11 protein-coding genes are annotated in these 14,784 nt (G+C 73.0%); 8 read left to right on the top strand and 3 right to left on the bottom strand.

The genetic code is table 11. The features are described from left to right. Positions 1-66: 66 nt before the first annotated feature. From B056_RS0113470 to pknB, 7 genes are read left to right on the top strand one after another with little or no spacing between them, the layout of a single operon-like run. The gene (locus B056_RS0113470; protein ID WP_018502395.1) at positions 67-1,668 is read left to right on the top strand and encodes an FhaA domain-containing protein; all 1,602 of its coding nucleotides are present in this window, start codon (positions 67-69) and stop codon (positions 1,666-1,668) included. A 3-nt stretch (positions 1,669-1,671) separates the two neighbouring features. Continuing rightward, positions 1,672-2,211, top strand: coding sequence for an FHA domain-containing protein FhaB/FipA (locus B056_RS0113465; protein ID WP_018502394.1), 540 nt, complete (start codon positions 1,672-1,674; stop codon positions 2,209-2,211). Further along, entirely contained in the window at positions 2,208-3,611 is a 1,404-nt protein-coding gene (locus B056_RS0113460) for a PP2C family protein-serine/threonine phosphatase (RefSeq protein WP_018502393.1), read from the top strand. The genes B056_RS0113465 and B056_RS0113460 overlap by 4 nt, the downstream gene beginning before the upstream one ends. A gap of 13 nt (positions 3,612-3,624) precedes the next feature. Then, positions 3,625-5,106 (top strand): FtsW/RodA/SpoVE family cell cycle protein, encoded by a 1,482-nt coding sequence (locus B056_RS0113455; protein ID WP_018502392.1) that lies wholly within the window; start codon positions 3,625-3,627, stop codon positions 5,104-5,106. Continuing rightward, complete coding sequence (locus B056_RS0113450) at positions 5,103-6,551, top strand: peptidoglycan D,D-transpeptidase FtsI family protein (protein ID WP_018502391.1); 1,449 nt, start codon at positions 5,103-5,105, stop codon at positions 6,549-6,551. The genes B056_RS0113455 and B056_RS0113450 overlap by 4 nt, the downstream gene beginning before the upstream one ends. Next, positions 6,548-8,251, top strand: a complete 1,704-nt coding sequence (locus B056_RS0113445; RefSeq protein ID WP_018502390.1) for a serine/threonine-protein kinase — start codon at positions 6,548-6,550, stop codon at positions 8,249-8,251. Before B056_RS0113450 ends, B056_RS0113445 begins: the two co-directional genes overlap by 4 nt. Further along, on the top strand, positions 8,248-10,347 hold the full coding sequence (pknB, locus tag B056_RS0113440) for a Stk1 family PASTA domain-containing Ser/Thr kinase (protein ID WP_018502389.1): 2,100 nt from the start codon (positions 8,248-8,250) through the stop codon (positions 10,345-10,347). The genes B056_RS0113445 and pknB overlap by 4 nt, the downstream gene beginning before the upstream one ends. A gap of 46 nt (positions 10,348-10,393) precedes the next feature. Here the strand turns inward: pknB and B056_RS0113435 are convergent, their stop codons facing one another. Both B056_RS0113435 and B056_RS36365 read right to left on the bottom strand, forming a co-directional pair. After that, positions 10,394-11,044: an aminodeoxychorismate/anthranilate synthase component II gene (locus B056_RS0113435; protein WP_020572478.1), complete on the bottom strand. Its 651-nt coding sequence runs from the start codon at positions 11,042-11,044 to the stop codon at positions 10,394-10,396. Positions 11,045-11,153: 109 nt separating this feature from the next. Then, a complete protein-coding gene (locus tag B056_RS36365; RefSeq protein ID WP_018502387.1) occupies positions 11,154-11,978 on the bottom strand; it encodes a DUF881 domain-containing protein in 825 nt (274 codons plus the stop codon). 303 nt (positions 11,979-12,281) lie between these two features. Here B056_RS36365 and B056_RS0113420 point away from each other — a divergent pair, with 303 nt between their 5' ends. Then, positions 12,282-12,548, top strand: a complete 267-nt coding sequence (locus B056_RS0113420) for a cell division protein CrgA (protein WP_018502386.1) — start codon at positions 12,282-12,284, stop codon at positions 12,546-12,548. Between the two features lie 198 nt (positions 12,549-12,746). On the opposite strand, the gene B056_RS0113415 is transcribed toward B056_RS0113420, so the two are convergent. Further along, positions 12,747-14,657, bottom strand: coding sequence for a glycoside hydrolase family 15 protein (locus B056_RS0113415; protein ID WP_018502385.1), 1,911 nt, complete (start codon positions 14,655-14,657; stop codon positions 12,747-12,749). Positions 14,658-14,784: the final 127 nt, after the last annotated feature.

The raw sequence follows: 14,784 nt of genomic DNA, 5'->3' as shown, positions 1-14,784 counted from the left end.
CCGAGCCGAGGGTTGGACCGGCCTGGGGGCATACGATCTCACAGACCGGGAGAAGGGAGGTCGGGCATGGGCGTGCTGCAGCGCTTCGAACGGCGCCTTGGCGGCCTCGTCGAGGGCGCGTTCGCGAAGGTCTTCAAAGGCGGGGTCGAACCCGTCGAGATCGCCAGCGCCCTGGCTCGGGAGACCGACGACCGGCGTGCGAACAGCTCGAACCGTGTCCTGGTCCCGAACGAGTTCGCCGTCGAGCTGGCCGGTGGCGACTTCGCCCGGCTGGCCCCCTACACCCGGGCGTTGTGCGACGAGCTGGCGGAGATGGTCCGTGAGCACGCGGCGGAGCAGCGTTACACCTTCGTCGGCCCGGTGACTGTCCGGCTGGCGGAGGCCGCCGATCTCGACATCGGTGTCTTCCGGATCCGCAGCAGTGTGGCCTCCGCGGATCCCGCGGTGGTCGGTGGCCGCCGGCCGCGCCCGCGGCCCGCCGCGCCGGGTACCCCGCATCTACTGATCACGACGCGCGCGCCGGGAGGGTCGGGCAGCGGGGAGCGGGAGTACCCGCTGGACGCGGAGACCACGGTGATCGGGCGCAGCGTCGAGTGCGACATCCGGCTGAACGACACCGGTGTCTCACGGCGGCATGGCGAGATCCGCCGCCTGCCGGACGGGCAGTTCCTGTACGTGGATGCCGGTTCCACGAACGGCAGCCTGGTCAACGGGCGCGCGGCGACGCAGGTGAAGCTCGTGAGCGGTGACCGGATCGAGCTGGGCACCGCGGTCGTCGAGTTCCGCCGTGAGGAGGCCCGCGGTGCCACCGGCCCGCGTGGGCCGCGCACGCCGGTCCCGGCCCGTTCGGCACCGCCACCAGGTCGACCGACCCCGCCCCCGGCTGATCACCGCACTCCGCCGCCGTTCGATCCGCGCCAGCCGACTCCGTCGACCCGTCGGGGCACTCCTCCGCCGGACGACCGCTACGCCCGTCCGGATCCGGGCGGCCCGGGTGGTCGCGAGCCCGGCTACCGTGACCGCCCCGGCCGGGATCCGCGTGACGGTGACTACCGCGAGGGGCCTTCCCCGCGTTTCCGCGACGGGCCGCCGGCCCGCCCGGGCGACGACTACCAGCCGGACTCGTACCGCGAGGGACCCGCCCCCCGCTTCCGGGACGAGCCGGGTGCCCGCGCGACCCCGCCTGACGGCGGCTACCGCGAGGGCCCGGCGGCGCGTTTCCGGGATGAGCCACCCGGCCGGCCGCCGGCCGGCCGGCCGGACACCTACCGCGAGGGACCCGCCCCGCGTTTCCGGGATGACGGCGCTCCCCCTCGGGGCCGTCCCGGGCCGACGCCGCCTCCTGACGCCCGCCACGGCGGCGAGCGGGGCGACGGCGGCCGGCGGGCCCCCGGGCCGGGCCGGGAGCCCGAGTACGGTCGCCCGGCCCGGCCCGATCCGGCCCGCGGCTACCGCGGGGAGCCTCCGCGTGCCGGCGGGGGCGGCGGGGGCGGTCCCGCCGACGAGATGTACCGCTCGCCCACCGATCCGCGCCAGCGCCCGCCCGGGCGGGCCGACGACGGTCTCGAGGCGTTGGAGCCGCTCGACGGCTTCGACGACGCCGAGACCCGCCTGCCCAGCCGGGCGGCGAACCATCCCGGCGACGACCGCCGGCGCAGGGGCTGGTAGCCGATGGATCCGACCGCGCCGAGCGAGCTCGTCCTGCTGCTGGTGAAAATCGGCTTCCTGGCTCTGCTCTGGGGGTTCGTCCTGGTGGCCGTCCGAGCTGTCCGGCTGGACATGTTCGGGCCGACCAAGCGCCAGCAGCGACGCCAGCCGGTGGTCGCGCGGGCGCCGTCCCCGGCCGCCGGGGGGCGCCCCGAACGGGTCAGATCGCCGCGCCAGAGCCCACGCCCAGCCCCCGCGCAGCCCACCAACCCGGCTCCGAGCCGGCTCGTGGTCACAAAGGGGCATCTTGCCGGCACAACAATCCCACTGGGTCCCGAGGCAATCACCATCGGACGGGCACCGGACTCGACTCTGGTCCTCGAGGATGACTTCGCGTCAGGACGGCATGCGAGACTCGTTCCTCACGACGGACAGTGGTTCGTCGAGGACCTCGGCTCGACCAATGGCACATTCCTCAACCGCACGAAGGTGACGAGTCCCATGCCGGTACCTCTCGGCGCGCCGGTCAGGATCGGGAAGACGGTCCTGGAGCTTCACCGGTGAGCCTCAGGCTTCACTTCGCCGTCCGCTCGGATGTCGGGCACGTCCGAGAAGGGAACGAGGACTCCGCCTACGCGGGAGCCCGCCTGCTCGCCGTGGCCGACGGCATGGGCGGCCATGCCGCCGGGGAGGTCGCGAGCTCGACCGTCATCTCCCGGCTGGCCGAGCTCGACGAGCACCTCGACGCGACAGACCTGCTCGAGGAGCTGTCCGACGCCGTACGGGACGCCAACCGCCGCCTGCGTGACATGGCGCTGGAGAACAGTTCCCTGGACGGCATGGGCACCACGGTGACCGCGATGCTGTCCTCCGGGGAGCATCTCGGCCTGCTGCACGTGGGCGACTCCCGCGCGTATCTGCTGCGCGACGGCGTGCTGACGCAGATCACCCATGACCACACCCTCGTCCAGGACCTGGTCGACCAGGGCCGGATCACCCCGGAGCAGGCGAACACCCATCCGCAGCGGTCGCTGCTGATGCGGGCGCTCGACGGCCGCGAGGTCGAGCCGGACGTCTCGATGCGCCAGGCCGTCGACGGGGACCGCTACCTCCTGTGCACCGACGGCCTGTCCGGGGTGGTCAGCGAGGAGACGATCCTGGAGGCGCTGCTGCTACCGGCGCCGCAGGACGTGGTGGACCGCCTGGTCGAGCTCGCCCTCAAGGGCGGCGGCCCGGACAACATCACGGTGGTGGTCGCGGACGTCGTCGACGACGAGCTCGACGACGACGACCCGCTCGTGGCGGGCGCGGCCGCGGAGAAGCGCGTGGTGCCCGGGGCGGCGGCTGCCCGCACCGGGCCCAACCCGCGCAACACCGACTCCGAGTCGGCGGCGGCGAAGGCGGCCCGGATCGGCCGGACGGGTTTTCACCGCCGGGGCTCCGGCGACCGCCACGACGATCCCGACGACGACCCCGAACGAGGCACGGCCCACGGCGGCCGGCGCCGGCTGTTCATGTCGACGGTCGTGCTCGTCCTGGTGGTCGCCGGCGCGGCAGCCGGCTGGACGTACGTGCGCGGCCAGTACTACGTGGGCGTCGACGACGATCACGTGGCGGTCTTCCAGGGGTTGAAGGGGAGCATCGCGGGCATCTCGCTCTCGACGGTGCGTTCCCGCCACCAGCTCCTGTCCGAGGTCAACGAGCCCTTCCAGGCGACGGTGCGCGACGGCATCGAGGCCGACGACCTCGCCGACGCCCAGCGCATCGCGGCCGACCTGCCCACAACGGCCTCGGCCGCGTCGTCCGACGACACCGAGCCGACCACGCCTCCCACCCGGGAACCGGACGCGAAGACGTCCAGGTCGGATCCGATCCCGAGCGTCAACCCCACGTGCCTGGGCGCGGTCACCGGCGCCGCGCCGCCGGTGGGCTGCCCCGGGGCGGTCGTGACGCCGTCCCCGTGAGTCCGGACGCGCGATGACCCTCCCCCCGCTGCGCCGACCGAGGTCGGCGGACCTGACGGCGACGTTCGCCGGCTTCCCGCTGCCGAGCGGGCTCGAACTGCCGCCGTACCGCCGTCGCGAGCTGTTCCTGCTCGGCTACGCCGGCGTTCTGGCGACGGGCGCGCTGGCCGCGCTGACGCTGGCTCATGACGGCACGATCGGCTTCCAGGTCTTCACCTACGGTCTCGGTTTCTTCTCACTGTGGGCGCTGGGTCATCTGGCGGTCCGCCGGTTCGCGCCGGCGGCCGACCCGGTGCTGCTCCCGGTGGTGGCGGCGCTCAACGGGATCGGCCTGGTCATGATCTACCGGCTGGACCTGGCGAAGGCCGACAGCGCGCGGCGCGCCGGCAATCCGATCCCGACCGGGGCCGCGCAGACCCAGCTCGTCTGGACCCTGCTGGCGATCGTGGTGTTCGTGCTGGTCCTGGCGGTCGTGCGCGATCACCGGGATCTCTCCCGCTACGCCTACACGCTGGGCCTGGCCGGCCTGGTCTTCCTGGTCCTGCCGATCGCGCCCGGTATCGGGGCCACCATCAACGGGGCCCGGCTGTGGCTGCAGGTCGGGCCGTTCTCGTTCCAGCCCAGCGAGGTCTCGAAGATCGCCCTGATGATCTTCTTCGCCGCCTACCTGGAGAACAAGCGGGACGTCCTCTCCCTGGCGTCGCGGTCCTTCCTCGGCATGAAGATCCCGCGGGCCCGTGACCTCGGGCCGGTGCTCGTGGCGTGGCTGGCCAGCCTGGGCGTCCTGGTGGTGCAGAAGGACCTCGGCTCGTCCCTGCTGTTCTTCGGGATGTTCCTGGTCATCCTTTACGTGGCGACGCAGCGCGCGTCCTGGGTCGCGATCGGCATGTGCCTGTTCATGCTCGGCGCCGTGGTGGCGCACAGCCTGTTCGGCCACGTCCAGGTCCGGGTCGACGGCTGGCTGCACGCCTTCGACGGCAACAACCCGTCGAACACGTCGTACCAGCTCGTTCAGGGCCTCTACGGATTCGCCGCCGGGGGCCTGACCGGCACGGGGATCGGCCAGGGCAGCCCGCAGCGGGTCCCGTTCGCCAACACCGACTTCATCATGGCCAGCCTGGGCGAGGAGTTCGGGCTGACCGGCGTGATGGCGATCCTGCTGCTGTACGCGCTCGTGGCGGCCCGCGGCATCCGGGCGGCGCTCGGCGCCAAGGACCCGTTCGGCAAGCTGCTGGCGACCGGTCTCTCCGCGACCGTCGCGCTGCAGGTGTTCGTGCAGGTCGGGGGCGTGATGCGACTCATCCCGCTGACCGGACTCACGCTGCCGTTCGTCTCCTACGGCGGTTCGTCCATCGTCGCGAACGCCGCCATCATCGCGCTGCTGCTGCGGATCAGCGACGCCGCGCGCCGGCTGGAGGAACCCGTCCCGGACGCGCCGCTGTTCGACCCGAACGCCGTGGCGGACAGTCCCACCCAGGTGGTGAAGACCACGTGAACACCCCGGTCCGCAAGGTCGCCCTCGCCTGCATGGTGCTGTTCGCGGCCCTGCTGGTGAACGCCAACTGGGTGCAGGTGGGCCAGGTGGGCCGGCTCAAGGCCGAGCCGACGAACGCCCGGCAGGTCACCGACCGCCTCGAGCGCCAGCGCGGCGGCATCATCGCCGGCGAGACCGTGCTGGCCACGTCCGTGCCGGTCGACGACGAGTACAAGTACCAGCGGCAGTACCCGAACGGGCCGCTCTATGCCAATTTGACCGGCTACTACACGTTGTTCACCACCGCCGGCCTGGAGCGTTCCGAGAACGCCTTCCTCTCCGGGGACGACGACCGGCTGCTCGCCAGCCGGGTCACCGACCTGTTCACCGGGGAGTCGCGACGCGGCGGCACGGTCGTCACGACCATCGACCCGCACGTCCAGCAGGTGGCCATGGACGCGCTCGACGGCCGGCGGGGCGCCGTCGTCGCGCTCGACCCGTCCACCGGGGCGATCCTGGCGATGGTGACGACCCCGTCGTTCGACCCGAACGCGATGGCGACCCACGACGCCGCGGCGGCGACCGACGCCTACCAGCAGCTGTCCACGAACGCCGACCAGCCGCTGCTCAACCGTGCCGCGCAGCAGACCTATCCGCCGGGCTCGACCTTCAAGCTGATCACCGCCGCGGCGGCGCTCGCCCGTGGCACCGAGCCGGACACCCGGGTCTCCGCGCCGGACGAGCTCACCCTCCCGCAGAGCACCACAGTGCTACCCAACTTCGGGGGGGAACGCTGCGGGGACGGTCGGACCGATACCCTGACCCACGCGTTGACCATCTCCTGCAACACAGCGTTCGCCCAGCTCGGAATCGATATGGGCGACGACGTCCTCCGTGCCCAGGCGGAGGCGTTCGGTTTCAACTCGACGATCGAGGACTTCCCGCTCCAGCAGGCCCGCAGCGTCTTCCCGTCCGACCTAGACGGCGCGCAGACCGCGCAGTCGGCGATCGGCCAGTTCGACGTCCGGGTCACCCCGTTGCAGATGGCGGAGGTGGTGGCGGCGATCGGCAACGGGGGTGTCCGGATGAAGCCCTATCTCGTCTCCGAACTGCGCGGGCCGGATCTCAAACGGCTCGACCACACCGAACCGACGGAACTCAACAAGCCCATCTCACCCGAGGTCGCCGCCAAGCTCACGACGATGATGGAGAGCGTCGTGACGTCGGGTAGCGGCCGCAACGCCCGGATCGACGGAGTGGACGTCGCCGGCAAGACGGGCACCGCCGAGCACGGTGACGGCGAACCGCCGCACACCTGGTTCGTCGGCTTCGCTCCCGCCAGCGCGCCGAAGGTCGCGGTGGCGGTGATCGTCGAGGACGGCGGCGGCGAGTTCGCCACCGGCGGCGCCGTCGCAGCACCCGTTGCCAAGGAAGTCATGCAGGCCGCATTGGACACGCAACGATGAGCACATCTGCCAACAGCCCGTCGCCGTCGCAGCCGTTCGCCGGCGCCGCCTCCCCCAACACCGTGCTCGACAACCGCTACCGGCTGGATGGCCGCATCGCGACCGGTGGGATGGGCGAGGTCTGGCGTGGCCTCGACCAGACGCTCGGCCGGCCCGTCGCGGTCAAGCTGCTGCGTCCCGAGTACGCCAGTGACGAGTCGTTCCTGGTCCGTTTCCGGGGCGAGGCCCGGCACGCGGCTCGGCTGTCCCACCCCGGTGTGGCTTCCGTGTACGACTACGGCGAGGTCTCCACCGCCGACGACTACCCGACCGCCTACCTGGTGATGGAGCTGGTGGAGGGCGAGCCGCTCTCCGCGCTGTTGCACCGGGAGAAGCGGCTGAGCCCCGACCGGATGCTCGACATCCTCGGCCAGTCCGCCGACGCGCTGCAGGCGGCGCACGCCCTGGGGGTCGTCCACCGCGACGTCAAGCCCGGCAACCTGCTGCTGCGGACCGACGGCGCGGTGAAGGTGACCGACTTCGGCATCGCGCGCGCGGTCGACGCGGCCCCGCTGACCGCGACCGGGATCATGATGGGGACGGCGTACTACGTCTCCCCGGAGCAGGCGTCCGGGCGCCCGGTGACCCCCGCGAGCGACGTCTACTCACTCGGCGTGGTCGCCTACGAGTGTCTGGCCGGGCGGCGGCCGTTCGACGACCGCAACCCCATCGTCGTGGTCATGGCGCACCAACAGGACAATCCGCCGCCGCTGCCGACGGACATCCCGTACCAGGTCAGGGCACTGGTCGAGTCGGCGATGTCGAAGGACGCGTCGCGGCGGCCGAGCTCGGCGGGCGCGTTCGCCCGTTCGGCGGCCAGCATCCGGCGCAGCCTGTGGAACTCCGACGCCGGGCGGTGGAGCGGCCCCCAGGGGGCCGCGGACGCCACCGCGCGTCATCCGGCTCCGCCCGCCCCGCCGCATCTGGGGCCGGTGCCCCCGCGGGCGCCGACCGCTCCGCGCACGCCGTCGTGGAACCGCTCCGGTGGCGCGTCCTGGACCCAGCAGCCGCCGCCGGCGGACCCGACCGCCGCGGCACCCGGTCTGCCGGCCACCGCGCTGCAGCCCTCCGGGGGGCAGGGCGGCCCCGGGTCGGCCGCGGGGCGCGGCGGCGGGGCGGGGCGGCTCTACGGGCCGGGCGACTACTCGACGGACTACCGCGGCCCCGCCGACTACCGCAACGACTACCCGCCGGCCGGCGAGCACGGCTCGGGGTCGGGGTGGCCCGGCGGCCGGGACGACGGCGGCCACCGTGACGGCGGTGGGCATCGTGACAGCGGTGGGCATCGTGACGGCGGTGGCTACCGGGACGGCGGGCCCGGTGATCCGGCCAACACGCTCTACCAGCCGGCGCCGTCCTGGTCGGACCCGCCGGGCGACGGGCCGGGCGGCCGGGTCGCGCACCGCCGGCCGGGCGCCGCGGCCCAGCGCCGGCGCCTCCCGCTGCCGGTACTCATCGCGCTGCTGCTCCTCACCGTCCTGGTGGTGGCGGTGATCACCCGTACCGTCGCCGAGGCGGGCGGCTCCGAGGACGGGGCGGTCGCCACGCCAAATGTGCTATATCTCACACCCACAGCGGGTGAGATCGTCGGCCTGACCGGCGAGGCGGCTGGCACGGTGGTGGCCGGCGCTGCAGAGCCGACGACGGGTGACAGCCTGTGACCGATGTAACTGACAGGTACGACGCTCAACCGAGACTGGTCGGTGAGCGGTACGAGCTCGGTGGCTGCATCGGCTACGGCGGCATGGCCGAGGTCTACCGGGGGCGCGACATCCGCCTCGGCCGCGAGGTCGCGGTCAAGACGCTGCGCGCCGACCTCGCCCGCGACCCGACCTTCCTCGCCCGGTTCCGCCGGGAGGCGCAGTCCTCGGCCTCGCTGAACCACCCGGCGATCGTCTCGGTGTACGACACCGGCGAGGACGTCATCAACGGGACCCAGCTCCCGTACATCGTCATGGAGTTCATCGAGGGCCAGACCCTGCGGGACGTCCTGCAGGCGCAGGGCCCCCTCGACGAGCGGCACGCCATGCAGGTCACCGCGGAGATCTGCGCGGCGCTGGACTACAGCCACCGGATGGGCATCATCCACCGCGACATCAAGCCCGCGAACGTGATGCTGGCCACCGACGGCTCGGCCAAGGTGATGGACTTCGGCATCGCCCGCGCCACCACCGCCACGACGTCGAACATGACCGCGACGTCCGCCGTGATCGGCACGGCCCAGTACCTCTCCCCCGAGCAGGCCCGTGGCGCCCGGGTGGACACCCGCAGCGACGTCTACTCCACCGGCGTGCTGCTCTACGAGCTGCTCACCGGCGAGCCGCCGTTCCGCGGCGACAACCCGGTCGCCGTCGCCTACCAGCACGTGCGGGAGATCCCGCCGCCGCCGTCGAGCCACGACGCGCGGATCTCCCCCGAGGCCGACGCGGTCGTCCTGAAGGCGATGGAGAAGGACCCCGACGACCGGTACGCCACCGCCGGTGAGATGCGCGAAGACCTCGAGCGCGCGCTGAGCGGGCACCGCGTGCACGCCATGATGATGGGCGCGGGCGACGAGACGATGCTCGGCGACACCGGAGCGGGGACGGCCGGCACGGCGCTGCTCGGCAACTCCCGCGGCGGCTACGACGACCGGTACGAGGGCCGCACCGGCTACCAGGGCCGCTACGACGACGGCTACGACGAGCCGGGCGGGTACGACGACGGTTACGGCGAGCAGACCCGCCTCGGTGGGCAGTCCTACGACCGTTTCGACCAGACCGGGCCGGTCGACCGCTACGGCAACGCCGGCCCCCCCGGCCACCGCGCCGGCGCCGGCGCCGACGAGGACCGCGCGGGCTCGTCGACCTGGAAGTTCGTCCTCGCCGGGCTCGGCGCGGTCGTCGTCTTCGTGGTGGTCGCGCTGCTCGCCTCCTCCCTGCTCGGCGGTGGTGGCGACGGTGGCGACACCGCCGCGGCCGAGATCACCATCCCGTCCGGGCTGAAGGGCCAGCCCTACGACGCCGTCGTGGCCCGGTTGCAGAGCTCGGGCTTCACCGGGCACTTCGACAAGCAGACCCAGGAGAGCACGGAGGTCAAGCCGGACGCGGTGCTGGAGATCTCCCCGGGCGAGGGCCAGACCATCGCGGCGGACGGCACGATCTCCATCACGGTGGCGAGCGCGCCGGGCCAGCAGGTCGTTCCGAACGACATCGTCGGGATGAGCCAGCAGGCGGCGACGGACGCGCTGACCGGCCTCGGGCTACAGGTGTCGGCGATGCCGTACTACGAGGCGGCGAGCCAGGGCGTGGGCAAGGTCGAGAAGGCCGACCCCGAGGCCGGGTCCCCGGTCGACGCCGGCGGCACGGTCACGATCTGGGTGGTCAGCTCGACGGTCAACGTGCCCAACGTGACGGGCAAGGCCGCGGCGGCGGCCATCTCCGAGCTGCAGCGGTACGGCCTCACCCCCGTCCAGGAGACCGGCGTCAACAACTCTCAACAGCCCGGCACCGTCTTCGACCAGAGCCCGTCCGGCGGCGCCGTCAACCGCGGCTCGAAGGTGAAGATCTTCATCGCGGCGGAGAACCAGCAACCGACCACCCCGCCGGCGACCGCCACCACCCCGCCGCCGACCGAGGACCCACCGGTGATCATCGAGCCGACGACCCCGCCGGCGACGACCCCGCCGGCGGTGCCCACCACTCCGGCCGGAGGCGGGCCGCCCACGGGCGGTCAGCAGCCCGGCGCCGCCGGCGGCGGCGGTGGGGCCGGCCGGTAAGACGGCCGGTGGGGCCGGTCCCGGTGAGGGGCCGGCCGGGGAAGGGTCAGGCGAAGGCGGCCAGGCGGAGGGTCTCGACCTCGGCCGCCAGGGCGGGGGCGAGGCGCATGGCCGCGCCCCCGTCGCCGCAGATCTCCAGCCAGCGGGCGAGCATCAGGTGCCCGCCCTGGGTCAGCACCGACTCGGGGTGGAACTGCACGCCCTCCAGCGGCAGCTCGCGGTGCCGCATCGCCATGACCACGCCGCTGTCAGTGCGCGCGGTCACCTCGATCTCCGCCGGCAGGGTGCTCTCCTCGACCGCCAGCGAGTGGTAGCGGGTGGCGGTGAACGGCGAGGGCAGGTCCGCGAGCACGCCGACGCCCTCGTGGTGGACCACCGAGGTCTTGCCGTGCAGCAGCTCGGGCGCCCGGTCGACCGTGGCGCCGTGGGCGACGCCGAGCGCCTGGTGGCCCAGGCACACGCCGAACAGCGGCAGCCGGCGCGCCGCGCAGGCGTGCACCATCGCGATGCTGACCCCGGCCGCCTCCGGGGTGCCCGGCCCCGGCGAGAGCAGGACGCCGTCGGCCCCCAGCCCGTCGAGGTCAGCCGGGTCGACCTCGTCGTTGCGGCGCACCACGCACTCGGTGTCGAGCTGGCCCAGGTACTGCACCAGGTTGAACACGAACGAGTCGTAGTTGTCGACGACCAGGATCCGCATCGGGCCTCCCCGGAGCACGGCACCCGCCCTCGGATGCTCGCTCCATCCTGCCTGACCCGCCTGACCCGGCGAACGCCCAGCAGGCGGGTGCGGCGGGCCGCGGCGGCGATCACCCTGTTCCGGGCTGGGCCACCGCTCCGGCGCCGGTCAGCAGGCTCCCGGTGTACGCGGGCAGGACGACGTCCGGGCCGGACGTCACCTGATACCCCAGGCCGTAGGCATCGACGTACTCCCGGTAGAGCAGCACACCGGGGTCCGTGTCCAGCGCGGCCCGCAGCAGGTCGGGGTCACCGATGGCGCTGATCCGGAACGGCGGCGAGTACACCTGCCCCTCCAGCAGCAGCGTGTTCCCCACGCACCGCACGGCCGTCCGCGGGGTCACCCGGTGATCCATGATGGCCATGGCCTCGGCGCCACCGGCCCAGAGCGCGTTCACGACGGCCTGGACGTCCTGCTGGTGCACGACTAGGTCGTTCGGGCCGGGCGGGGGGACGCCCGGGGGCAGCGACCGGCCCCGGCTCTCCCGCGGCGCGTCGTCCAGCTCGACCGTGACCGCCGGCCCGCGCAGCGCGGTGAGCCCCACCTGGGCCGCGAGCGCGGCACGACGGTCGAGCGGATCACCCGGTGTCGGGCTGGCAGGGGCGGGCGTCGTGGATGGCCCGGGTGAGGCCGCCGCCGAGGCCGGGTCCGCCGCCAGCGCGTCCCGCTCGGTCCGGAGCCGGTCGAGGTCCGAGTCCACCCGACGGCGGTCCTGGGCGACCAGCCCGGCGACGCTGACGACCCCGGCGCCTCCGGCGCGCCCGCCCGCCGACGGCCGTACCGCCGCCGCGGTGAGCAGCGCGGCACAGGCCACCACCAGGCCGACCAGCGCGATCCGCCAGCCCGCGGCCCGCCGACCCGCGGCCCGCCGCGCCGCCGACGACGCCGCCGGCACCGGTGCCAGCGCCGGCCCGGCTGTCTCGTCTGTGTCGTCCGTCTCGTCCGTCGTGCTTCCGGCCTTCCGTGCCGGGCCACCGCCGGGCGAGGCCCGGGTGCCGCGATCGTCCCCGACCGCAGGCTACGCCGCGGACCACGCTGCGCTGCCAGGGCGGTCACTCCCGGCGCGCCGGGAGTGTCGGGACCGCCCGTCACCACATCCGTGGGGGCGCACTGTCTACGCTGGTGGTGAACATCTGGACGGTGCCGGCCCGGCGGCCTGGTCTGCGCACCGTGAGAACCTGGTCACGAGGAGCCCGCAGTGCCCGAATCCCGACGCCGGAAGCCGAAGAAGACCACGGTGGCGGCCCCGCAGACCAGCACACGCGCGCCGAAGCGCAGGCCGCCGTCACCGCCGTGGTTCGGCGGCCTGATCCTGGCGTTCTTCCTGATCGGCATCGCCTACCTGCTCGTCTACTACTTCTCCAACGGCGGCGTGCTGGGGATGGAAAGTCTGGGCGGCTGGAACATCCTGATCGGCTTCGGTTTTGTCGTCGTGGGCCTCGCCGTGTCCACTCAGTGGCGCTGACCAGCGGTTCCAGGCAGTGCTCGCGGGCGCCCGACCAGGCCGTCCACCGGGCGCCTCGGAGCAGAGGTAACTTGCACGACTGTCATTCATCCACAACCGTTGTCCACAATGTGGATATCGTGACTCTGATCCCCCATCCGGGTAGTTGTGTCCCCGGCGCCCGGCCCCGCGCACCGGGGCCGGGCGCCGCCGCGGCGGTCACGAACGGGCGTAGGACTCCCCGTCCTCGGCCCGGATCACGTACATCACCGCGTTGATCAGTGCCAGGTGGGTGAAGGCCTGCGGGAAGTTACCCAGGTGCCGCCCGTCCGCCGGATCGATCTCCTCGGCGTAGAGGTCCAGCGGGCTGGCCAGGCTCAGCAGCCGCTCGCACAGCTGCCGGGCCCGGGTCAGCTCACCGATCTCCACCAGCGCGGAGACGAGCCAGAACGAACAGATGAGGAAGGCACCCTCCTCGCCCTCGACACCGTCGTCGGTCTCCTCCGTCCGGTAGCGCAGCACCAGGCCGTCCACCGTCAGCTCGTCGGCGATGGCGAGCACGGTCGCCTTCACCCGGTCGTCCGTCGAGGGCAGGAAACCCAGCAGCGGCATCAGCAGCACCGAGGCGTCCAGCGCCGTCGAGCCGTAGTACTGGGTGAAGACACCGCGGTGGTCGACACCGTTCGCCAGGACGTCCGCGTGGATCTCGTCGGCGATGTCGTCCCAGCGGCCCGCGGTGCGCAGGTCACCGCGCATCTGCGCGAGGCGGCGCCCCCGGTCCAGCGCGACCCAGCAGAACATCTTCGACGACGTGAAGTGCCGCGGCTCGCCCCGGACCTCCCACATGCCGCGGTCGGGCTCCCGCCAGTGCGCGGCCGCCGCCTCCACCAGCCGGACCAGCACCGGCCACAGCCGCTCCGAGAGATAGTCCCGCGACCGGGTGTGCAGGTAGACCGAGTCGAGGATGGCCCCCCACACGTCATGCTGACGCTGCTGCGCCGCCTCGTTGCCGACCCGCACCGGGACGGCCCCGTCGTAGCCGGACAGATGCCCGAGAATCTCCTCGTCGATCTTCGGCTCGCCACCGACCCGGTACATCACCTGGATGTCGTCGGCGTGCTCGGCGACGTCCGCGATGAAGGAGAAGAAGTCGTTCGCCTCGTAGTCGAGCCCCAGGGTGTAGAGGCCCCACAGGGCGAACGTCGAGTCCCGGATCCAGCTGTAGCGGTAGTCCCAGTTGCGCTCGCCCTGCGGTGTCTCCGGCAGTGAGGTGGTCGCGGCGGCGAGCAGGGCCCCGGTCGGGGCGTAGGTGAGACCCTTGAGCGCCAGTGCGCTGCGCTGCAGATGCCGGCGCCACGGGTGGTCGGGGAACCGCCCACGCGAAAGCCACTGCCGCCAGAACTCGGTGGTGCTGTCCACGGCGGCGCAGGCCCTCGCGTAGTCGCCGGGCAGCAGCGGGTCCTCGGCCCGCCAGGTCATCGCGACGAACGCGGTGTCGCCTTCCCGCAGCGTCGTCCGGGCCAGCGCGCGCCGGCCGTCGAACCCGAGCCGCAGATCGGTGCGCAGCCGCAGCGCGACGCCCGCCGCCGGGTCGCCGTCCGAGGACTCGTGGGTGATGATCCCGGTCGAGTAGTCGGCACCCTCGTACTTCCAGGACGCCGGGCTGCGGCCGTAGTCGAAGTTCGGCTCGCAGACGAGGCTGAGGTCGACGTCGCCGTGCTCGCAGCGGGCCAGCCGCAACAGCACGTGGTCGGCGTCCCAGTCACCCGGGGTGCGCCGATGTGTGTTGGACCGCCGGTGCGTCCGGTGCCAGCGGCCGACGACCAGGCAGTCGGTGACGATCAGCCACCCCGTGGGCGTCTGCCAGGTCGTCTCCAGGACGTTCGTGCCGGGCAGGTACCGCCGGCCGGCCGGGATGAAGGTCCGGTCCGGGCCGAAGCGGAAGCCGCCGGCCGAGCGGTCGAGCACGGCACCGAACACACTCGGCGCGTCCGGGCGCGGCACGCACATCCACTCGACGTTGCCGCTCGGGGCCACCAGGCAGTTCGTCTCGCAGTCGGAGAGGAACCCGTACTCGGCGATCGGCGGGAACGGGCTTCCCCCGCCCCGCCGCGTCGGTGCGTGCGCCACCGCTCCCCCTCACCCACGCCGCCCACGCGGCGCCCTCGCGCGCGACCGGCGCCCTCATCGCATCGGATCAGGGCCACCGCGTCGCTACTTTCAGTAAAGTCAAGAACGCGAATGGTAGCTGCCACCT

The sequence above is a fragment of the Parafrankia discariae genome (assembly GCF_000373365.1).
Classification (GTDB): Bacteria; Actinomycetota; Actinomycetes; order Frankiales; family Frankiaceae; genus Parafrankia; species Parafrankia discariae.
Note: the sequence above shows the minus strand (reverse complement) of the source record. Positions and strands in the feature narration are given on the sequence as shown.